The 18,823-nt window shown below is 66.2% G+C and carries 19 protein-coding genes; 11 read left to right on the forward strand and 8 right to left on the reverse strand.

Annotation, left to right across the window (positions count from 1 at the left end; genetic code table 11):
* Positions 1–45 precede the first annotated feature (45 nt).
* Genes mobA through AC04PT_RS08885 form a run of 3 tightly spaced genes read left to right on the forward strand, consistent with a single transcriptional unit; the run spans position 46 to position 3,247 of the window.
* Positions 46–672, forward strand: coding sequence for a molybdenum cofactor guanylyltransferase MobA (gene mobA, locus AC04PT_RS08875; protein ID WP_482873292.1), 627 nt, complete (start codon positions 46–48; stop codon positions 670–672).
* Positions 669–1,160, forward strand: coding sequence for a molybdopterin-guanine dinucleotide biosynthesis protein B (mobB, locus tag AC04PT_RS08880; protein WP_482873293.1), 492 nt, complete (start codon positions 669–671; stop codon positions 1,158–1,160). Before mobA ends, mobB begins: the two co-directional genes overlap by 4 nt.
* Complete coding sequence (locus AC04PT_RS08885) at positions 1,157–3,247, forward strand: molybdopterin-binding protein (RefSeq protein WP_482873294.1); 2,091 nt, start codon at positions 1,157–1,159, stop codon at positions 3,245–3,247. The genes mobB and AC04PT_RS08885 overlap by 4 nt, the downstream gene beginning before the upstream one ends.
* Positions 3,248–3,566: 319 nt before the next feature.
* On the opposite strand, the gene AC04PT_RS08890 is transcribed toward AC04PT_RS08885, so the two are convergent.
* Both AC04PT_RS08890 and greA read right to left on the reverse strand, forming a co-directional pair.
* Entirely contained in the window at positions 3,567–4,625 is a 1,059-nt protein-coding gene (locus AC04PT_RS08890; RefSeq protein ID WP_482873295.1) for a hypothetical protein, read from the reverse strand.
* 33 nt (positions 4,626–4,658) lie between these two features.
* Positions 4,659–5,129, reverse strand: coding sequence for a transcription elongation factor GreA (gene greA, locus AC04PT_RS08895; RefSeq protein WP_482873296.1), 471 nt, complete (start codon positions 5,127–5,129; stop codon positions 4,659–4,661).
* A gap of 258 nt (positions 5,130–5,387) precedes the next feature.
* On the opposite strand from greA, the gene AC04PT_RS08900 reads away from it, so the two are divergent.
* From AC04PT_RS08900 to AC04PT_RS08910, 3 genes are all read left to right on the forward strand, one after another.
* A complete protein-coding gene (locus AC04PT_RS08900) occupies positions 5,388–7,037 on the forward strand; it encodes an electron transfer flavoprotein-ubiquinone oxidoreductase (protein WP_482873297.1) in 1,650 nt (549 codons plus the stop codon).
* Positions 7,038–7,212: 175 nt separating this feature from the next.
* Positions 7,213–8,943: a tetratricopeptide repeat protein gene (locus AC04PT_RS08905; RefSeq protein ID WP_482873298.1), complete on the forward strand. Its 1,731-nt coding sequence runs from the start codon at positions 7,213–7,215 to the stop codon at positions 8,941–8,943.
* Complete coding sequence (locus AC04PT_RS08910; RefSeq protein WP_482873299.1) at positions 8,930–9,739, forward strand: 4-(cytidine 5'-diphospho)-2-C-methyl-D-erythritol kinase; 810 nt, start codon at positions 8,930–8,932, stop codon at positions 9,737–9,739. The genes AC04PT_RS08905 and AC04PT_RS08910 overlap by 14 nt, the downstream gene beginning before the upstream one ends.
* Before the next feature lie 43 nt (positions 9,740–9,782).
* Here AC04PT_RS08910 and AC04PT_RS08915 read toward each other — a convergent pair whose 3' ends face one another.
* Positions 9,783–10,769, reverse strand: coding sequence for a polyprenyl synthetase family protein (locus AC04PT_RS08915; RefSeq protein ID WP_482873300.1), 987 nt, complete (start codon positions 10,767–10,769; stop codon positions 9,783–9,785).
* Between the two features lie 68 nt (positions 10,770–10,837).
* Between AC04PT_RS08915 and AC04PT_RS08920 the strand changes: the two genes are divergently transcribed.
* The 3 genes from AC04PT_RS08920 to AC04PT_RS08930 all read left to right on the forward strand — a co-directional run bounded on the left by AC04PT_RS08920 (position 10,838) and on the right by AC04PT_RS08930 (position 12,078).
* Positions 10,838–11,053 (forward strand): putative signal transducing protein, encoded by a 216-nt coding sequence (locus tag AC04PT_RS08920; RefSeq protein ID WP_482873301.1) that lies wholly within the window; start codon positions 10,838–10,840, stop codon positions 11,051–11,053.
* Positions 11,046–11,813 (forward strand): tRNA1(Val) (adenine(37)-N6)-methyltransferase, encoded by a 768-nt coding sequence (locus tag AC04PT_RS08925; RefSeq protein WP_482873302.1) that lies wholly within the window; start codon positions 11,046–11,048, stop codon positions 11,811–11,813. Before AC04PT_RS08920 ends, AC04PT_RS08925 begins: the two co-directional genes overlap by 8 nt.
* A 91-nt stretch (positions 11,814–11,904) precedes the next feature.
* Complete coding sequence (locus AC04PT_RS08930; RefSeq protein WP_482873303.1) at positions 11,905–12,078, forward strand: YdcH family protein; 174 nt, start codon at positions 11,905–11,907, stop codon at positions 12,076–12,078.
* Here the strand turns inward: AC04PT_RS08930 and gcvA are convergent.
* From gcvA to AC04PT_RS08955, 5 genes are all read right to left on the reverse strand, one after another.
* Entirely contained in the window at positions 12,075–13,019 is a 945-nt protein-coding gene (gene gcvA, locus AC04PT_RS08935; protein ID WP_482873304.1) for a transcriptional regulator GcvA, read from the reverse strand. The two genes, AC04PT_RS08930 and gcvA, sit on opposite strands and share 4 nt — an antisense overlap.
* Positions 13,020–13,323: 304 nt before the next feature.
* The gene (gene phbB, locus AC04PT_RS08940; protein WP_482873305.1) at positions 13,324–14,046 is read right to left on the reverse strand and encodes an acetoacetyl-CoA reductase; all 723 of its coding nucleotides are present in this window, start codon (positions 14,044–14,046) and stop codon (positions 13,324–13,326) included.
* A gap of 34 nt (positions 14,047–14,080) precedes the next feature.
* Positions 14,081–14,956 (reverse strand): patatin-like phospholipase family protein, encoded by an 876-nt coding sequence (locus AC04PT_RS08945; RefSeq protein WP_482873306.1) that lies wholly within the window; start codon positions 14,954–14,956, stop codon positions 14,081–14,083.
* 37 nt (positions 14,957–14,993) lie between these two features.
* Entirely contained in the window at positions 14,994–16,169 is a 1,176-nt protein-coding gene (locus tag AC04PT_RS08950) for an acetyl-CoA C-acetyltransferase (protein WP_482873307.1), read from the reverse strand.
* Between the two features lie 171 nt (positions 16,170–16,340).
* Entirely contained in the window at positions 16,341–17,168 is an 828-nt protein-coding gene (locus AC04PT_RS08955) for an EAL domain-containing protein (RefSeq protein ID WP_482873308.1), read from the reverse strand.
* A gap of 109 nt (positions 17,169–17,277) precedes the next feature.
* Here AC04PT_RS08955 and AC04PT_RS08960 point away from each other — a divergent pair, with 109 nt between their 5' ends.
* A complete protein-coding gene (locus AC04PT_RS08960) occupies positions 17,278–17,865 on the forward strand; it encodes a DNA-3-methyladenine glycosylase I (protein ID WP_482873547.1) in 588 nt (195 codons plus the stop codon).
* A gap of 264 nt (positions 17,866–18,129) precedes the next feature.
* Positions 18,130–18,750: a 30S ribosomal protein S4 gene (gene rpsD / locus AC04PT_RS08965; RefSeq protein WP_482873309.1), complete on the forward strand. Its 621-nt coding sequence runs from the start codon at positions 18,130–18,132 to the stop codon at positions 18,748–18,750.
* Positions 18,751–18,823 lie beyond the last annotated feature (73 nt).

An 18,823-nucleotide genomic window follows, 5' to 3' on the forward strand; every position in this document is an offset into this window, starting at 1 on the left:
AAATCCGTCGACGGATTTTCCCCCCGTCCGGACCGGAGGTCACGCATGACGAAACCTCTTGGTGTGATCCTCGCCGGTGGTCAGGCGACCCGCATGGGCGGCGGCGACAAGGGCCTGCTGCGGCTTGGCGGGCTGGCCATCCTCGATCATGTGATCGACCGGCTCAACCCGCAGGTCGGCGGGCTCGTGCTGAACGCCAACGGCGATGCGGCGCGGTTCGCGGGCTATGGCCTGCCGGTGGTGGCCGATAGCATTCCCGGCTTCGCCGGCCCCCTTGCCGGGGTGCTGGCCGGGATGGACCATGCCGCCGAAGAGGGCGCCAGCAGTATCGTCACCGTCGCCGCCGACACCCCGTTCTTCCCCCGCGATCTGGTGACGCGGCTGCAGGGGGCCGCGGAGGGGCAGGCGCATCCGCTGGTGCTGGCCGCGACCGAACGGCAGGGCGCCGACACCCGCTCGATGAAGGGCGGACTGGTGCGCCACCCGACCTTCGGGCTCTGGCCCGTCGACCTGCGCGACGATCTGCGCGCGGCATTGGAGGGCGGCATCAAGAAAGTGGTGATCTGGACCGAGAAACACGGCGGACGCGAGGCGGTCTTCCCCGACGAGGACGCCTTTTTCAACGTCAATACGCCCGCGGATCTGGAGCAGGCCGAGGCCATGGTCGGATGAGGGTCTACGGCGTCACCGGCTGGAAGAACTCCGGCAAGACCGGGCTGATGGAGCGGCTGGTCGGCGAAATCACCGGCCGCGGCTTTGCCGTGTCCACCATCAAGCACGCGCATCACGCCTTCGACGTCGATCATCCGGGCAAGGATTCGCACCGTCATCGGGTGGCGGGGGCGTCACAGGTGTTGCTGGCCTCGCGCAGGCGGGTGGCGCTGATGACCGAACTGCGCGGCGCCGAGGAACCGACGCTTGCCGATCTGCTGGCCCAGCTTGCGCCCTGCGATCTGGTGCTGATCGAGGGCTACAAGCGCGACCGACACCCGAAGATCGAGGCGCACCGCGCCGCAACCGGACAGGACCTGATCGCGCCGGAGGACGAAACCATCCGCGCGGTGGCCTCGGATTCCGCGCCTCGGGTGGACAGGCCGGTGTTTCACCTCGACGATACCGTTGCGATTGCCGATTTCATCCTGCGGGAGGTCGGGCTGTGAGCTTCGACAGCTTCGCGATCGTCGACTGGTCGGGCGGCAATGACCGGGGGGCAGCGCCCAAGTCGGATGCGATATGGATCGGGCTGGTGCGCGGCGGGGTGTCCGAAGCGCCGGTTTATTGCCGCAACAGGGCGGCGGCCGAAGCCTATCTGGCGGCGCTGATCGCAGAGGAGACGGGGGCGGGACGCCGGCTGTTCATCGGGGTCGATTTTCCGTTCGGCTATCCGCAGGGGTTCGCCGAGGCGCTGACCGGACGCGCCGACCCTTTCGCGGTCTGGGCGTGGTTCGCGGACCGGGTCGAGGACGCGCCGCAGGCCAACAACCGCTTCGATCTGGCGGGCGAAATCAATCGCCGCTTCGGCGGAGACGGCCCGTTCTGGGCCAATGGGTTGCAGCGCGATATCGACTGCCTGCCACGCGGCAAGGCCGGCTACCGAAACCCGTTCCCTGGCCGCCGCGCCTGCGAAGAGGCCGCGCAGGGCGCCTTCACCTGTTGGCAGATGGCGGGCGCGGGTGCCGTGGGGTCTCAGGTCATGATGGGATTGCCCGTGCTTGAACGCCTGCGCCACAGGTTCGACATCGCGGTCTGGCCGTTCGAGCCGCTGGACCGCCCGGTGGCGCTGGTCGAGGTCTGGCCGTCGCTGATCGCCGACGCCGTGGCTGCCCGGCGGGAAGACGGCGAGATCAAGGACCGCGCGCAGGTGCGCGTTCTGGCCGAGGCGATCGCGGCTCTACCGCCGGAGACTCTGTCACAGGTGCTAGCGGTCTCGGCACCGGAGGAAGGGTGGATTTTCGGGTTGGGACATGAGGATGCTCTGCGTCAGGCGGCTTCGGGCGCGCTGATGCCTCCGCCGCTGCGCAACGATTGTTTCGCCCTGCCCGCCGGGGTCGACTGGGTGCCGGTGGACGCGGCGCTGGCGCACCTGCGGGACGGTCTGAACCCGGTGGTCGGCGAAGAATCGGTGGCGCTGGGCGCGGCTGCGGGCCGGGTGCTGGCGCGGGACATGCAGGCGCTCAGGTCGAACCCGCCGCAGGCCAACTCGGCGGTGGATGGCTATGGATTCGCGGGCGCGGTGCCTGACGGGGTGACCCGGATGCCCCTGCTGGACGGACGGGCGGCGGCAGGGGTGCCTTTCCCGGGGCGGGTGCCGGAGGGTCGCGCGCTACGCATCCTGACCGGGGCGGCGCTGCCCGAGGGCGTCGATACGGTGGTGCTTGAGGAAGACGTGACCTCGGACGGGGTGCAGATCGCCTTGCGCGGGCCACTGAAACGCGGGGCGAATACGCGGCCGGCGGGCGAGGACGTGACGCAGGGCCAGCCGGTGGCCCTGTCGGGGCGGCGCCTGACGCCGGCCGATCTGGCGCTGCTGGCGGCAGTGGGGCATGACAAAGTGCCGGTGCGCCGCCGGTTGCGTGTGGGGGTGCTGTCGACCGGTGACGAGATCCTGCCCCCCGGCGCGGACGCGGGCGACGGACAGATCTTCGATGCCAACCGGCCCATGCTGCTGGCTCTGGCGGAGCAATGGGGCTTCGATGCGGTCGATCTGGGCATCGCCCCCGATGACCGCGACGCGCTTCGGGCAAGGCTGGATCAGGCGGCGAACCTGGCTGACGTCGTGCTGACCTCGGGCGGTGCCTCGGCCGGCGATGAGGACCACATGTCGGCCCTCCTGCGCGAGGCCGGCGCCATGCAGATGTGGCGGATCGCGGTCAAGCCGGGGCGTCCGCTGGCGCTGGGGCTGTGGCAGGGGGTGCCGGTGTTCGGGCTGCCGGGCAACCCGGTGGCGGCACTGGTGTGCACACTGATCTTTGCACGTCCCGCGCTTGAGGTGCTGGCGGGCGGCCCGTGGCAGGAGCCCGAGGGCTTCACGGTGCCGGCGGGCTTTGCCAAGCGCAAGAAGCCCGGGCGGCGCGAATACCTGCGGGCACGGATGCGGGGCGGACGGGCCGAGGTTTTCGGTTCGGAAGGGTCGGGCCGGATCAGCGGGCTCAGCTGGGCCGAGGGGCTGGTGGAACTGCCCGACGGCGCGGCCGAGATCGCCGTGGGCGACCCGGTGCGGTTCATTCCCTTCGGCAGCTTCGGCTAGGCCGGGTCCAGGTTTCAGCGGGCACTTGCGGATGTGACTTAGGCCGGGCTTCAGCCCGGCGCTCCGGGTGCCGGGCTGAAGTCCGGCCTACGGGTCCGTGCCAGCATTGGGCGCCGAATCGACGCAACGGCGCGCTCGGGTCTGAACTTCTGCGGCAAACGAGAGATCATGTGGCCTGAACTGCAGTTGGTTTGCCACCTCGGGGGTCGGGGATTGCGCGGCTCTCTGTGCAGCCGCGGCCGATCAGAGGTGCGTGAGATCACGCACCCTACGGCATTATTACAGCCGTAGCTTCCGACCCGCAGACGGCGCCTTGTGTTCAGTTAAACGTGCCCGCCACCCGGCCCAGCAGCATGAAGGCGCGCGAGGTGCGGGTGTTGGAGAACGCCGAGACCTCGGAATCGCTGGCGCGTTCGGCGAAGCTCTGGAACGTCTTGTCGTAGACCCGCAGGAAGTGGTGCGCCGCGTCGCGGAAGATCGGGTCCTGCTTCATCCGGCCGGCGGTCAGCGCCAGCGACGACCGATCCCTTACGCCGCCCAGACCGGCGATCGCGCGTCCGCGCGCGCCTTCGGCGAAGCGGCGCCAGACGTCCGGCTTGGCCATGTCAGGGCGCAGGTCGTCCATGTAGATACCGTCCTGGCTGAGCAGCGTCAGCACGTCCTGCGCGGCCTGCACCAGCTGCGCGGTGGGGCGATGCTTGAGCGCGCGCCGCAGGGCCGAGAAGCCCTCACGGTCCTCGGCGGTTTCGGGGAAGTTCAGGGCGCGGATGAAATCCTGTGTCGACAGCGCCGGCTCCAGCGCCTCGGCGGGCGTCCCGAGCGCCAGCGCCGGCTGATCGTCGGCGGCAGGCGGGGCGGCGGCGGCAGGGCGCGCGGCGCCGGACGAGGCCGCGCGGTGCGACCCGATCTCGCGCGTTGACGAGAACATCGCCATCGTCGCCTCGGCCTTGCGCTGGGCAGCGGCAATTTCGTCCAGCTTGCGGCTGACCGAGGTGGCCGCCGTGCCGCCCTGGCTCTGGCTGACATAGGCGTGGCGCAGCGCGTCGATGGCAGTCTGCAACCGGGTGCTTTCGTCCCGCATCACCTTGGACGCGCGCGCCGCGGTTGCCGCGACCCAGATCATCCCCACCGGCATGAAGATTGCCAGAATGGTCATCAGGACCCGCAGGTTGCCGTCGCCCGAGGTGTCCGGCTCCAGCAGCACGAAGAACACCGCCGTCGCCAGCAGCCACAGAAGCGACAGCGCCACCGCGATGATCTCGACGCTGGTGATGTTGCCGCCCCGGCTGCGCTCGTAGATGCCGATCGGCGTTGGTGCCGACGGCGCCACCCGTGCCGGGCGCTCGGAGGTCTGCGGATCTTGGGTCGCGTCGGGCATGGCCGGGCTCTCGATGGACGGCGGTCTGAACCGTCAGATATAGGCGATCTTGAGGATCTCGTAATCCTTGGTGCCGCCGGGGGTGCGCACTTCGACGCTGTCACCCTCTTCCTTGCCGATCAGGGCGCGGGCGATGGGCGACTTCATGTTCAGCAGGCCCTTCTCGACACTGGCCTCGTGCTCGCCGACGATCTGCCAGGTCTTCTCTTCGTCGGTCTCCTCGTCGACGACGGTCACCGTGGCGCCGAACTTGACCGGGCCGGACAGTTTGGTGGGGTCGATCACGTCGGTCAGGCTGAGGATGCCTTCGAGTTCCTTGATGCGGCCTTCGATGAATCCCTGCTTTTCGCGCGCCGAATGATACTCGGCGTTTTCCTTCAGATCGCCCAGCTCACGCGCCTCGGCAATCGCCTTGATCACGGCGGGGCGCTCCTCGGACTTGAGCACCTTGAGTTCGGTTTGCAGCGCGGAATGGCCCGCGCGGGTCATCGGTATCTTTTCCATGGCCGGGTCTTGCCTTCAAAGCGAATGTTTGTCGAGTGTTTCTGCCTGCATCCGGGATGTAAAGCCTGACCGGCCCGCTTTCCAGAGCGGATTTTCGCTGCTGCGGCAGAGCCTGCGGCCCGGAAATTCGCAGGATTTTGCGCTAACATTCGTCGGCACCGGCTTGTGACGCAGCGCAGCACGTTGACCGCGTGTTCATTTCCGGGCAGGAAAAGCGCCAGGTTTACGCAGGTGCAGCAATTGCCGGAAGGACGGGACATGAGCGACTCTACGCGCGAGGCAATGGAATACGACGTGGTGATCGTGGGCGCGGGGCCGGCTGGCCTGTCCGCCGCGATCCGGCTGAAGCAGCTGGACGCCGATCTGAACGTCGTGGTTCTGGAAAAGGGCTCCGAGGTCGGCGCGCACATCCTGTCGGGCGCGGTGCTGGACCCCTGCGGTCTGGATGCGTTGATCCCCGACTGGAAGGAGAAGGGCGCGCCCATCAACGTGCCGGTCAAGGACGACAACTTCTACATGCTGGGCGAGGCCGGCAAGGTCCGCATCCCGAACTGGCCGATGCCCAAGCTGATGAACAACCACGGCAATTACATCGTGTCGATGGGCAACGTCTGCCGCTGGATGGCCGAACAGGCCGAAGGGCTGGGCGTCGAGATCTTCCCCGGCATGGCGTGCAGCGAGATCGTCTATGGCGACAACGGCGAGGTGAAGGGCGTCGTGGCGGGCGAATTCGGCCGCAACCCCGACGGCACCGAAGGCCCCAACTACGAACCCGGCATGGAACTGCACGGCAAGTACGTCTTCCTTGGCGAAGGCGTGCGCGGCCACCTGTCGAAAGAGGTGATCGCCAAATATGACCTGAGCGCCGGAAAAGAGCCGCAAAAATTCGGTCTCGGCATGAAGGAAATCTGGGAGATCGACCCGGACAAGCACCGCGAGGGAAGCGTCACCCACACCATGGGCTGGCCGCTGAACAGCAACGCCGGCGGCGGGTCGTTCATCTATCACCTCGACAACAACCAGGTCTACGTGGGTTTCGTGGTCCACCTGGGCTACAAGAACCCCCACGTCTTCCCTTACATGGAATTCCAGCGCTTCAAGCACCACCCGATGGTGGCCGAGCTGCTCGAGGGCGGCAAGCGCGTCGCCTATGGCGCGCGGGCCATCACCGAAGGCGGCTGGCAGTCGATGCCCAAGATGGTGGCACCGGGCGTGGCGCTGTTGGGCTGCTCGGTCGGCATGGTCAACGTGCCGCGGATCAAGGGCAACCACAACGCCATGCTCTCGGGCAAGGCGGCGGCCGAGGCGGCGCATGCCGCGATCAAGGCCGGCCGCGCGGCGGACGAGCTGTCCGACTATGAAAAGGACGTGCGCGAGGGCGCCATCGGCAAAGACCTCAAACGGGTGCGCAACGTCAAGCCGATGTGGTCGAAGTGGGGGCTCACCGCCTCGCTGGCGCTGGGCGGCTTCGACATGTGGACCAACGAACTGTTCGGCGGATCGCTGTTCGGCACGCTGGGCCATGGCAAATCGGATGCCGAGGCGACCGAGCCCGAGGACAAGCACAAGAAGATCGACTACCCCAAGCCCGACGGCAAGCTCAGCTTCGATCGGCTGACCAACGTAGCGTTTTCCTTCACCAACCACGAGGAAGACCAGCCCTGCCACCTGCGGCTGAAGGATCCGTCGATCCCGATCGACGTGAACCTGCCGAAATACGCCGAACCGGCGCAGCGTTACTGCCCGGCGGGCGTCTACGAGGTGGTCGAGAAGGACGGCAAGCCCGAGTTCGTGATCAACTTCCAGAACTGCGTGCACTGCAAGACCTGCGACATCAAGGACCCGTCACAGAACATCAACTGGGTCACACCCCAGGGCGGTGACGGGCCCAATTACCCCAACATGTAAACGCCGACGGGGCCGATCCAGCACAGGATCGGCTCCGATTGGCCTTCGAACCGCCTTTCGGCCCCTTGTTCACATGGACGTGAAACCGCCGATGGGGGTGAAAACCACCATGCTGCATTGCCTGTAAACCTTCGCCCGTCTAGGTTCAGCCGGTGAGCAGCAAAGGAGTGGCCTCTTGTCCACCAGCAAAAAGGCATGGATCGCAGCGCTCGGCCTCGGGGTCGGGCTGGCCCTCGCGGCAGTTGGCCCCACGTCGGCGGCAACGCTTTCGGGCGCTTACCTCGCGGCGCGGCAGGCCGGGTATCAGAATGATTTCGCCGAAGCCGCCCACTATTACGAACAGGCCATCCAGCATGACCGCGAAAACCCGACCCTGATCGAGGCGGCCACCGCCGCGCGCCTGTCGCTGGGCGCGGTCGACAAGGCCCGCGACCACGCGCTGAAGCTGCGCGAGATGGGGCACCGGTCCCAAGTCGCGCAGATGGCGCTGATCGCCGGGCACGCCAAGGAAGGCCGCTACGGCGACATCGTTGCAATGGTCGAGGATGACCGCGGTATCGGCCCGCTGATCGATGGGCTTCTGGTGGCCTGGGCGCGGTTGGGCGACGGCGACATGACCGCCGCGCTGGTCAAGTTCGACGAGGTTTCGCAGGAGAAGGGGCTCAAGGGCTTCGCGCTTTATCACAAGGCCCTGGCGCTGGCCTCGGTCGGCGATTTTGAAGGCGCGCAGGCGCTGCTCAGCGGTGACAGCGGCGCGGGGGCGATGCTGACCCGCCGTGGCGTGATCGCGCAGGCGCAGATCCTCAGCCAGCTGGGGCGCAATGCAGATGCCGCCGCGCTGATGGACGAAAGTTTCAACGGCCGCCTCGATCCCGGTCTGCAGGTGGTGCGCGACGCGCTTGACCTCGAGGCTCCGCTGCCCTTCGACATGATCGCCACCCCGCGCGACGGTATGGCCGAGGTGTTCTATACGATTGCCGGCGCGCTCGGCGGCGAGGCGGGCGACGATTACGTGCTGCTCTATACCCGCGTGGCCGAATACCTTCGCCCCGGCCACGTCGATGCCATCCTGTTGTCGGCGCAACTGCTCGAGACGCTGCTGCGTCACGACCTCGCGGTCGAAACCTACGGTCGTGTGCCCGCCGATCATCCCGCCTATCACGCCGCCGTGCTCGGCAAGGCCGAGGCGCTGCGCGCCGCCGACCGCGCTGGCGAGGCCATTGCAGAGCTTGAGAAACTGGTCGAGACCCACGGCCACCTGCCGGTGGTGCATGTCTCGCTGGGCGACCTCTATCGCGGCGAGACCGACTATGCCGCTTCGGTCGAGGCCTATGATACCGCTGTCGAACTCTACGGTGATCCCGAGGAGGCGCAGTGGTTCGTCCATTTCGCCCGTGGCATCGCCCACGAACGGCTTGATCAATGGACCGAGGCCGAGGCCGATTTCCGCAAGGCCCTAGAACTGAGCCCGGATCAGCCGCAGGTCCTCAATTACCTCGGATATTCGCTGGTCGAGAAGCGCAAGAACCTCGACGAGGCGCTGGCGATGATCGAGACCGCGGTACAGGCCCGGCCCAACTCCGGCCATATCGTCGATTCGCTGGGCTGGGTGCTCTACCGTCTCGGCCGCTATGACGAGGCCGTGGGTCACATGGAACGCGCCGCCGAGCTGATGCCGGTCGATCCGGTGGTCAACGATCACCTGGGTGACGTGCTCTGGGCCGTGGGCCGCAAGCTGGAAGCGCGCTTCCATTGGCACCGCGCGCTCAGCTTCGTCGATCCCGAAAACCCGGACCACGAAGCCGATCCCGACCGCATCCGCCGCAAGCTTGAGGTCGGGCTCGACGAGGTGCTGGCCGAAGAAGGCGCGCCGCCGCTGCGGGTGGTGGAGAATGGCGTCGACTGAGGCCTTTGCCCCGGCAAAGATCAACCTGACCCTGCACGTCACCGGCCAGCGTGCCGACGGCTACCACCTGCTCGATTCGCTGGTGGCCTTTGCGGGCGTGGGCGACGTCCTGCGGGTCACACCTGCGCCGCGGATGGCGCTGACGGTCACCGGGCCGATGGCGCAGGGGGTGCCCACAGACGCCCGCAACCTTTGCTGGCGCGCGGCCGAGGCGTTTGGCGAGACCGTTCACATCGAACTGGAAAAGCACCTGCCGGCCGCGGCCGGAATAGGCGGCGGGTCGTCCGACGCGGCGGCGGTGTTGCGGGCGATGGAGACCGCCTTTGGCCGACGGTTCGACGGCGACGCGCTGGCGCTGGGCGCGGATGTGCCCGTCTGCATGCAGGCCCGGGCCGCGCGCATCTCGGGGATCGGCGAGACGGTCGTGCCGGTGGACCTGTCGCCCCGCGATGCGGTCTTGGTCAATCCGCGCGTGGAGGTGCCCACCCCGGCGGTGTTCCGCGCGCTGAAGCGCAAGGACAACCCGGCCATGACGGACCTGCCGGCCGAGGGAGAGGCGCTGGACTGGCTTTGCACCCAGCGTAACGACCTCGAGGCTCCGGCCGTGGCGCAGGCTCCGGTCATCGGCGAGGTTCTGTCTGCCCTGCGCGATTCCGGTGCCGCCCTCGCGCGGATGTCCGGATCCGGGGCCACCTGTTTCGGCCTGTTCGACGACACGGCGACGGCCCGGGCGGCGGCGGACCGCCTGCGCGTCACCCATCCGGGCTGGTGGGTCGCGCCGACCCGATTGTCCTAAGGTTATCCGCGCGCCCCGGAGCTGATCCGGGACGACAGCGCGATCAGGTCACCCGCGCCACGACGTAATCCGCCAGATCGTAGAGCATCTCGCGGATCGGGTGATGCGGCAGAGGTTCCAGCGCCTTGCGCGCCTTGTCTGCCCACACCAGCGCATCCTTTCGCGCGGCCTCGAGCGCGCCGTGCCGCTCTAGCAGGCTCAGCGCATGTGCCAGGTCGCCGTCCTCCTGCCTGCCCTTCTCGATGGTGCGCTTCCAGAAGGCGCGCTCCTCGTCGTCGGCCTGCGCCACCGCCTTGATCACCGGCAGGGTCAGCTTGCGCTCGCGGAAGTCGTCACCGACATTCTTGCCGGTGGCGTCCGAGCCCCAGTAATCCAGCAAGTCATCGACCATCTGAAAGGCGATTCCCAACGCGTCGCCATAGTCGAACAGCGCCCGGATTTCCGCTTCTGGCCGGCCTGCGATGACGCCGCCGACCTCGGTCGCGGCGGAAAACAGCGCCGCCGTCTTGCCCCGGATGACCTGCAGATAGACGGCTTCGTCCGTCGCAAGGTTCTGTGCGGCCGAAAGCTGCAACACCTCGCCCTCGGCAATCGTCGCGGCAGCATTCGACAGGATGTCCAGCACCCGCAGATCGCCCGGCTCGACCATCAGCTGGAAGGCGCGGGCGAACAGGTAGTCGCCCACCAGCACGCTGGACTTGTTGTCCCACAAAAGGTTCGCTGTCGGCCGCCCGCGACGCTGGGCGCTTTCGTCCACAACGTCGTCATGCAGCAGCGTCGCCGTATGGATGAACTCGACCGTCGCCGCCAGCTTGATGTGATCGTCGCCGTCATAGCCGCACATCCGCGCGCAGGCGAGCGTCAGCATCGGGCGCAGCCGCTTGCCTCCGGCGTCGACAAGGTGCGCCGTCACCTCGGGGATTCGCGGCGCGTGTTTCGACGCCATCCGGGCCCGGATCAGCGTCCCCACCTCGGCGAGGTCCGCCTCCAGCACCTCGGCCAGCCGTTCATGCGGTTTGATCGTGCTCATGTCCAAGCCTGTCACACTCCTGTCACGGAGGCTCGACAACCCCCGCGTCCTGCCCTTACATCGCGCCCATGGAAGAGCTGCTGCGCACCAACGACATCACCGTCATCGCCTATGCCCGCGCCCTGTTGCAGGACGAGGGTATAGAATGCTTCGAGTTCGACGTAAATATGAGCGTGCTCGAAGGATCCATCGGCATTCTGCCCAGACGCCTGATGGTGCTGCGCGATGAGCTGCCCCGTGCACGCGTGCTGATGCATGCCCATGACATCCGGCTGGATGGCTGATCTCACCGATAACGCCTTTCTGGGCGGGCGTCTGCAGCTGCTGCAACCTGCCAAAGGCTATCGCGCCGGCGTCGATCCGGTGCTGCTGGCCGCCTCGGTCCCGGCCGAGGCGGGGCAATCGGTGCTGGAACTGGGTTGCGGGGTGGGCACCGCGCTGCTGTGCCTTGGCGCGCGGGTGCAGGGGCTGCGCTTGACGGGGATCGAGCTGCAGGCCGATTACGCCGGGCTTGCACGCGACAATGCGCTGCGCAACGGGCAATCGGCCGAGATCCACGCCGCAGACCTCGACCTGCTGCCCGACGCGGTCAAGGCGCGCCGCTTCGATCACGTGATCGCCAATCCGCCGTTCTTCCTGCGCGACAGTACCCGCGCCAGCGCCGATCCGGGCCGCGAAACCGGGCGCGGCGAATGCCTGCCGCTGGCCCGCTGGGTCGACGTCGCGGCACGGCGGCTGACGCCCGGCGGGCACGCCACCTTTATCCAGCGGGCCGAGCGTCTGCCCGAACTGATCGCCGAATTCGGGCAGCACCTGGGGTCGCTGGAGCTTCTGCCGCTGACCCCGCGTGCGGGACGGGCGGCGCGGCTGGTCCTGCTGCGCGGACGCAAGGGCGGGCGCGCGGCTTTCCGCCTGCATCAGCCGCTGTTGCTGCACCGCGGCGCCAGCCATCTGCGCGACGGCGATGACTATGCTCCGGCGGTCTCGGCGGTGCTGCGCGAGGGGGCGTTTTTGCCCTTCGAACCGGCATCAGTAGAATCTTAGGCAAAGTCTCTCTCCTTTTCGCGGCTGCAGCGTGACAGGCATGTAAAAATGTGATGCACTGACTTCGCACATGAACCAAAGGAGGACACTCATGAGCCTGAGTTCGCACCTGCAGGAACTGAAGAAGAAACACCAAGTCCTTTCGGAGAGAGTAGAAGAGGCGCAGCGCGCGCCAGGCACCGACGACCTGCAAATCGCGGATCTCAAGAAGCAGAAGCTGCGACTGAAAGAGGAAATCAACCGAATTTCCTCTGAGATGGCCTAAGCGACCTCCGGGGGCGGCACGATCTGATGTGCCGCTTCCAAGTCGGCCATCGGCCGCGCTTCGGCGGCCAGCCAGTCGATGAATGCGCGAAGCTGGGGGCGGTTTTCCGCCCCTTTCTTGCGCAGAATCCGGTACTGCGCATTGACCGACAACGCGATCGGGAACGGCGCGACCAGCAGTCCGCTGCGCAGGGCCCCCGCGGCCAGTGCCGCCCGTCCCAGCACCACGCCCGCGCCCGAGATCGCAGCGGCCAGCGCCTGATCGGCTTGGGCGATGTGCTGGCCGTGGCTGCAATCGGCTTCGATTCCCGCCACGGCGCACCACGCGGGCCAGTCCGGCCGCGGTTCGGCGAAGGCGGTGGAATCGTCATGCAGCAAGGGCGCTTCGGCAAGCGTCGCCGCGGATCCGTAGCGCTCGACCAGCGCAGGCGCCATCATCGGCGTCAGGAAATCGGTCATGAAGGGACGCGACACAAGATCGCCGTCATCGTCGCCTGTCCCGTAGCGGATGGCTATGTCGACGCCGTCGCGGGCGAAATTCAGCTTCCGCATGCTTGCCAGGAAACGCAATTCGATGCCCGGATGCGCCTCGGCAAAGGCGTACAGGCGGGGCGACAGCCACATGGCGGTGAAGGCCGGGCCGGCGGTCACCGTCACCACGGAATGCTCCTGCAGACGTCGCGTCGCGGTCCAGGCACGGCGGATCGCCTCGAACCCCTCGGACACGCCGGGTGACAGGGTGCGGCCCGCCTCGGTCAGGTCCACGGCGCGGTTGAGCCGCAGGAACAGTTTCTCTCCCAGATGCTCCTCAAGTGACTTGATCTGGAACGAAAGGGCCGCCGGAGTGACGTGCAACTCCTCGGCGGCATTGGCGAAAGACATGTGCCGCGCGGCGGCCTCGAAGGCACGAAGTGCTGTCAGGGGGGGAAGGGTCTCGGCCATGTCAGTCGGGCTTTTCAATGCGGCAATCGCAGGCATCGGACCCGCAAAACCGGGCGTACGGCGCAAATTGACTGATACAAGCAACGGTCTGTGCCATGTCTGAAATTACCACCTGAAATACTGTCGGCATCACGTGCCTTCCCGCCCATGATGGACGAGGTCGGCCGTTTCGGCAAATTCTTGTTCAAGTTTTCGTTAGAACGGGGTCTGGTTGCGCCGCAATTGGCTGCAAAACCGGTTCCATTGCAACTGAAAAGGCTGGCCCATGACAGGCCAGCCCCGGTCCTTGCGAATTGGCGAAAGCTCAGACGAAGAACTGCGCGCCGTTGGCCGAAATCGTCGAGCCGTTGATGAAACCGGCGTCGTCGGAAGCCAGGAATGTCACGCAGCGTGCAATTTCCTCGGGCTCGCCTAGGCGGCCTGCGGGGATCTGGCCGATGATCGACTCGCGGACCTTCTCCGGCACCGCCATGACCATCTCGGTGGCGATGTAGCCCGGGCAGATGGCGTTGGCGGTGATGCCCGCGCGCGCGCCTTCCTGCGCCAGCGACTTGACGATGCCGAGGTCACCGGCCTTGGTGGCGGCATAGTTGACCTGTGCAAACTGGCCTTTCTGACCGTTGATCGACGAGATCACGATGACGCGGCCGAACTTGCGCTCGCGCATGCCGGGCCAGACGGGGTGGATGGTGTTGAACACGCCGGTGAGGTTGGTGTCGATGACCTCTTTCCACTGCTCGGGGCTCATCTTGTGGAAGGGCGCGTCGCGGGTGATGCCGGCGTTGGCGACGACCACGTCGATCGGGCCCACTTCGGATTCGACCTTCTCGATCCCGGCCTTGGATTCGTCGTAGTCCGCGACGTTCCACTTGTAAGTCTTGATGCCGGTTTCCTCGGTGAACTTGCTGGCAGCCTCATCGTTGCCGGCATAGGTGGCGGCCACGTCGTAGCCTTCGGCCTTCAGCGCTTTGGAAATCGCCGCGCCAATACCGCGCGAGCCTCCGGTGACGAGTGCAACTCTTGCCATGGTCTTCCTCCATTCTGGCGTATTCGAAACGTTGTTACTGGGTTGGCTTTCCGGGCGCAACATTATTACTTTGCGCCGCGCCATCATTTTGCAATCGATCCCGTGCGTCGCGCTGGCCCTGATCCCAGGTGTCGCGCAACTTCTGAGGATCGGTGAAGTCGATCTTGTCGGCGGGTGTTTCACCAGAGGGCATGACGTAGTGCCGGCCCTCGACCTGCGGGATGTTGCGATAGTCGCGGGTCAGCAGGACAAGCGTCGTGCCCCGGTCCGGGTCGGGCATCGGCGCCTGGTCGGACATGCCGCCGTCGACCACCCGCTTGCCCTGCCACAGCGGCGGCTCGAACACCGGCGGGATCACCGCGGCGGCGGACACCAGATCGGCCAGTTTGCCGTCGCGCGCGGCCTGATTGGCATCGACGAGATGGGCGCTCAGGCCGATCTTTTCGGCCCAGTTGAAATGCGGTGAATTCACGATGTGCAACTCGGCCTCATAGGTCGCGGCCAATGCGGTGCCGGACATCGTGGGCAGCCCTGTTTCAGGCGGATGGGCAATGAGGATCTGAAACTGCGGGCCCTCGGCGATCTTTCGCGCGGCCTCGGCGTCCAGCACGCGTTCGACCACCTGGCAATAGACGGTCTGATGCGGGGTTATTCCGTCCTGGCCCGGCTCGAACCAGCCTATGTTGCTGTCCTGTTTCTCGAAGGCGGCACACATCTCTTCCAGCAGACGCTCTTCGACGCCCGCCAGGAAGGCCGCGCCGGCAAGCGCGCCGCCGCTGACCCCGGTGACCCGCTGCGGCGCAAGCTCCTGCACCCGCGTCACTTCCGACAGAAAGCCGCCCTGCCAGAAACAGCGCAATCCGCCGCCGGAAAAGACGATCTGGTCAGGGTTTTCAGGAACTACCGGCATGGCGGGAATGGGACCGCCCGAAGGCGGCCCCGTTAACTCAGTCGCGCTCCACGCAGAGCGCGACGCCCATGCCGCCGCCGATGCACAGCGTGGCAAGGCCCTTCTTGGCGTCGCGGCGCTGCATTTCGAACAGCAGGGTATTCAGCACGCGGGCACCCGAGGCACCGATCGGGTGACCGATGGCGATGGCGCCGCCGTTGACGTTCACGATCTCCGGATCCCAGCCCATTTCCTTGTTTACGGCGCAGGCCTGCGCGGCAAAGGCTTCGTTGGCTTCCACGAGGTCGAGGTCGCTGGCCTTCCAGCCGGCTTTTTCCAGCGCCTTGCGCGAGGCATAGATCGGGCCGACACCCATGATCTTGGGGTCGAGACCGGCTGTCGCGTAAGAGGCGATGCGCGCCAGCGGTTTGATGCCGCGCTTTTCGGCTTCCGCAGCCGACATCAGCAGCGCACCCGCCGCGCCGTCGTTCAGGCCCGAGGCGTTGGCCGCGGTGACCGAGCCGTCCTTGGTGAAGGCCGGGCGCAGTTTCTGCATCGAGTCCAGCGTCGCGCCGTGGCGGATGTATTCATCCTTGTCGACCACGATGTCGCCCTTGCGGGTCTTGACGGTGAAGGCAACGATCTCGTCGTCGAACTTGCCGGCCTTCTGAGCGGCTTCCGCCTTGTTCTGGCTGGCCAGCGCGAATTCGTCCTGCTGGTCGCGGCTGATCTGGTACTTCTCGGCGACGTTTTCGGCGGTCTGGCCCATGTGATAGCCGTTGAAGGCGTCCCAGAGGCCGTCCTTGATCATCGAATCGATGTACTTCAGGTCACCCATCTTCTGGCCATTGCGCAGGTTGGCCACGTGGGGCGACATCGACATGTTTTCCTGGCCGCCGGCAGCGACGATATCGGCGTCGCCCAGCTGGATGTGCTGCGCGGCCAGTGCCACGGCGCGCAGCCCCGAGCCGCAAACCTGGTTGATGCCCCACGCGGCCGAAGCCTCGGGCAGACCGGCGTTGATGTGGGCCTGGCGGGCGGGGTTCTGGCCCTGACCGGCGGTCAGCACCTGGCCGAGGATCGTCTCGGAGACGTCCGACTTGTCGATGCCGGCGCGTTCGACCAGCGCTTCCAGCACGGTGGCGCCGAGATCGTGGGCAGGCGTGTTGGCAAACGAGCCGAGGAACGAGCCCACCGGAGTCCGGGCGGCCGAGGCGATAACGACATTGGTCATGATTTCTTCCTTCACCAAGTTTGGCGCAGGACGATATCAGGTGTGCCCAACGGCCCCGACATCCCCCCGCCGCTCGGGAAGATGCCATAGCGTAACTTTGCGCTTGCAGCAACAGGTCTGCCCCTGCGCGCGGCCCCTATCCCATGCACGCAATCCGGGTATGCGACGAAGTCACGCAGTCGCGCGGTGGTCTTCGCTCCAGGGGGGATGAACTGTCGGCGCGCCGAAGAAATAGCCCTGCATGCAGTCGACGCCCATGGCCGTCAGCATCGCCACGTCTTCGGCCTTTTCCACGGTTTCAGCGACGGTGAACATGTCGAACTGCTGGGCGATGGACAGCATCGCCTGGGTCAACACCTGGTTGTCCGGATCGGCATGGATGCCACGGATGAACTGACCGTCGATCTTGAGGATGTCGAACTGGAACTGCTTGAAGTGGCGTAGCGCGGTATAACCCGCCCCGAAGTCATCGAGCGCAAAGGCGATGCCCTGGGTCTGTAGGTCCGACATGAAGCCAGTCACAATCTCGGGCACCATCATGGCGGAATTTTCGGTGATCTCGAGGATCAGCCGCTCGGCCACTGTCGGATCGGCCTTGAGCCCGCGCTCCAGCGTGCGCATCCAGGGGCGATAGCCGATCGAGCGCGCCGACATGTTGATCGCCAGCCGCAGCGTAGGGGTCCGCGCCAGCGCCAGCAGCCCCTTTTCCAGGGCGAGGCAGTCGATCCGCCGCCCGGTTTCGGTCTCTTCGATCACGCCGATGAAGTCGCGCGCGGGAATCACCCGGCCGGTGTCGTCGAGCACACGGATCAGCCCTTCGTAGAAGGCCATGCGGTCCGGCCGACGTGCCTGCACTACCGGCTGAAACGCCAGCATGACCTGTTTGTGTCTGACCGCGTCCTCGACCATCTGAAGGGTGTTCTGGTCGCGCAGAACAAGCGCCTGTGCCAGGGCATTTCCCCTGCGCCTGGGCTTTTCATCCTGTCTCGCCTGCTTCATCGTCGACCCCTTGATTGCGGACGAGGCCCAATTTGCGCCACAAGGTTTAAACTTGGGTTTACAAAAGCCGGCCGGACCGGTCCGGAAGGGGGAAACAGTGAACGATGCCCTGACACGTTGCGGCTGGGCCGGACCCGAGCCGATCTATATCGCCTACCACGATACCGAATGGGGCGTGCCCGAGCGCGACCCCCGCGCGCTTTGGGAAAAGCTGATCCTCGACGGCTTTCAGGCCGGCCTCAGCTGGATCACCATCCTCAAGAAGCGCGACGCCTTCCGCGACGCCTTTGCAGGCTTCGACCCGGAGGTCATCGCCACGTGGGGCGAGGATGAAGTCGCACGCCTACTCACCAACCCCGGCATCATCCGTCATCGTGGCAAGATCGAGGCTACCATCACCAACGCACGGGCCTACCTTGATCTGGGGCAGGGGTTCGACGATTTCCTGTGGCGTTACGTCGACGGGGTGCCCTTGCAGAATCGGTTCGCCTCGGATGCCGATATACCGCCTTTCACGCCGCTTTCAGAGCAGGTGTCGAAGGATCTGAAGAAGGCCGGTTTTCGGTTCTGCGGCCCGACGATTACCTATGCCTTCATGGAGGCCTGCGGGCTGGTGAACGACCACCTGACCTGCTGCCCGCGCCACGCGGCGTGCGCCGCGATGGCGGGGGCTGATCTGTCGACAGATCAGCCCTGATCCATCGATGGATCAGGTTCCCTCAGCCTGTTGACTCTGTCTCAAGCCCCTCGTATACGCGCGGCTTCATTGGTGTTGGTGGCCCCCGCGAGGGGATGCCTGTCGAAGCTCAGGCTTAGAGGACAACGCCCTTTGCAACTGGCACGAGGCCCACTCCGGGTCCGGCGCGCACCTACGGTCCGAGGCGGAGACGCGACATCGGCCCGAAAAGTGGGAACCGGTTTTCGGAACAAGCCGAATTGCCAATATAAAGGAGATCAGACGGTGACAAAACGCACCTCTGCCAAGTACAAGATCGACCGCCGCATGGGCGAAAACATCTGGGGCCGCCCGAAGTCCCCGGTCAACCGCCGCGAATACGGCCCCGGCCAGCACGGCCAGCGCCGCAAGGGCAAGCTGTCCGACTTCGGCCTCCAGCTCCGCGCCAAGCAGAAGCTGAAAGGCTACTACGGCGACCTGACCGAAAAGCAGTTCCGCCGCATCTACCGCGAAGCCGAGCGTGTGAAGGGCGACACCGGTGAGAACCTGATCGGCCTGCTCGAGCGCCGCCTCGACGCCGTGGTCTACCGCGCCAAGTTCGTCGCCACCGTGTTTGCCGCACGCCAGTTCGTGAACCACGGCCACGTCACCGTGAACGGCAAGAAGGTCAACATCCCCTCCTACCGTGTGAAAGAGGGCGACGTGATCGAAGTCCGCGAGAAGTCCAAGCAGATGGCCGCGATCCTCGAAGCCACCCAGCTGCCCGAGCGTGACGTGCCCGACTACATCGAGGCCGACCACTCCAAGCTGAAGGCCACCTTCACCCGCGCGCCGGGCCTGTCGGACGTGCCCTACCCGGTGGTGATGGAACCGAATCTCGTCATCGAATATTACGCGCAGAACTAAACCGTTCTGGCACCGATGTTCCGAAAGGCCGCGCTTGCTTGCGCGGCCTTTTGTTCATTCAGACCTTCGCGCC

The organism is Litorisediminivivens sp. KMU-197, from assembly GCF_056858395.1.

Bases quoted from the DNA above. Each gene is read 5' to 3' on its own strand.
- AC04PT_RS08925 (WP_482873302.1), top strand. From the start codon at position 11,046: ATGGCTGATCTCACCGATAACGCCTTTCTGGGCGGGCGTCTGCAGCTG.
- AC04PT_RS08915 (WP_482873300.1), bottom strand. From the start codon at position 10,769: ATGAGCACGATCAAACCGCATGAACGGCTGGCCGAGGTGCTGGAGGCG.
- phbB (WP_482873305.1), bottom strand. From the start codon at position 14,046: ATGGCAAGAGTTGCACTCGTCACCGGAGGCTCGCGCGGTATTGGCGCG.
- AC04PT_RS08930 (WP_482873303.1), top strand. From the start codon at position 11,905: ATGAGCCTGAGTTCGCACCTGCAGGAACTGAAGAAGAAACACCAAGTC.
- mobB (WP_482873293.1), top strand. From the start codon at position 669: ATGAGGGTCTACGGCGTCACCGGCTGGAAGAACTCCGGCAAGACCGGG.
- AC04PT_RS08920 (WP_482873301.1), top strand. From the start codon at position 10,838: ATGGAAGAGCTGCTGCGCACCAACGACATCACCGTCATCGCCTATGCC.
- AC04PT_RS08955 (WP_482873308.1), bottom strand. From the start codon at position 17,168: ATGAAGCAGGCGAGACAGGATGAAAAGCCCAGGCGCAGGGGAAATGCC.
- gcvA (WP_482873304.1), bottom strand. From the start codon at position 13,019: ATGGCCGAGACCCTTCCCCCCCTGACAGCACTTCGTGCCTTCGAGGCC.
- greA (WP_482873296.1), bottom strand. From the start codon at position 5,129: ATGGAAAAGATACCGATGACCCGCGCGGGCCATTCCGCGCTGCAAACC.
- AC04PT_RS08910 (WP_482873299.1), top strand. From the start codon at position 8,930: ATGGCGTCGACTGAGGCCTTTGCCCCGGCAAAGATCAACCTGACCCTG.
- mobA (WP_482873292.1), top strand. From the start codon at position 46: ATGACGAAACCTCTTGGTGTGATCCTCGCCGGTGGTCAGGCGACCCGC.
- AC04PT_RS08950 (WP_482873307.1), bottom strand. From the start codon at position 16,169: ATGACCAATGTCGTTATCGCCTCGGCCGCCCGGACTCCGGTGGGCTCG.
- AC04PT_RS08900 (WP_482873297.1), top strand. From the start codon at position 5,388: ATGAGCGACTCTACGCGCGAGGCAATGGAATACGACGTGGTGATCGTG.
- AC04PT_RS08945 (WP_482873306.1), bottom strand. From the start codon at position 14,956: ATGCCGGTAGTTCCTGAAAACCCTGACCAGATCGTCTTTTCCGGCGGC.
- AC04PT_RS08890 (WP_482873295.1), bottom strand. From the start codon at position 4,625: ATGCCCGACGCGACCCAAGATCCGCAGACCTCCGAGCGCCCGGCACGG.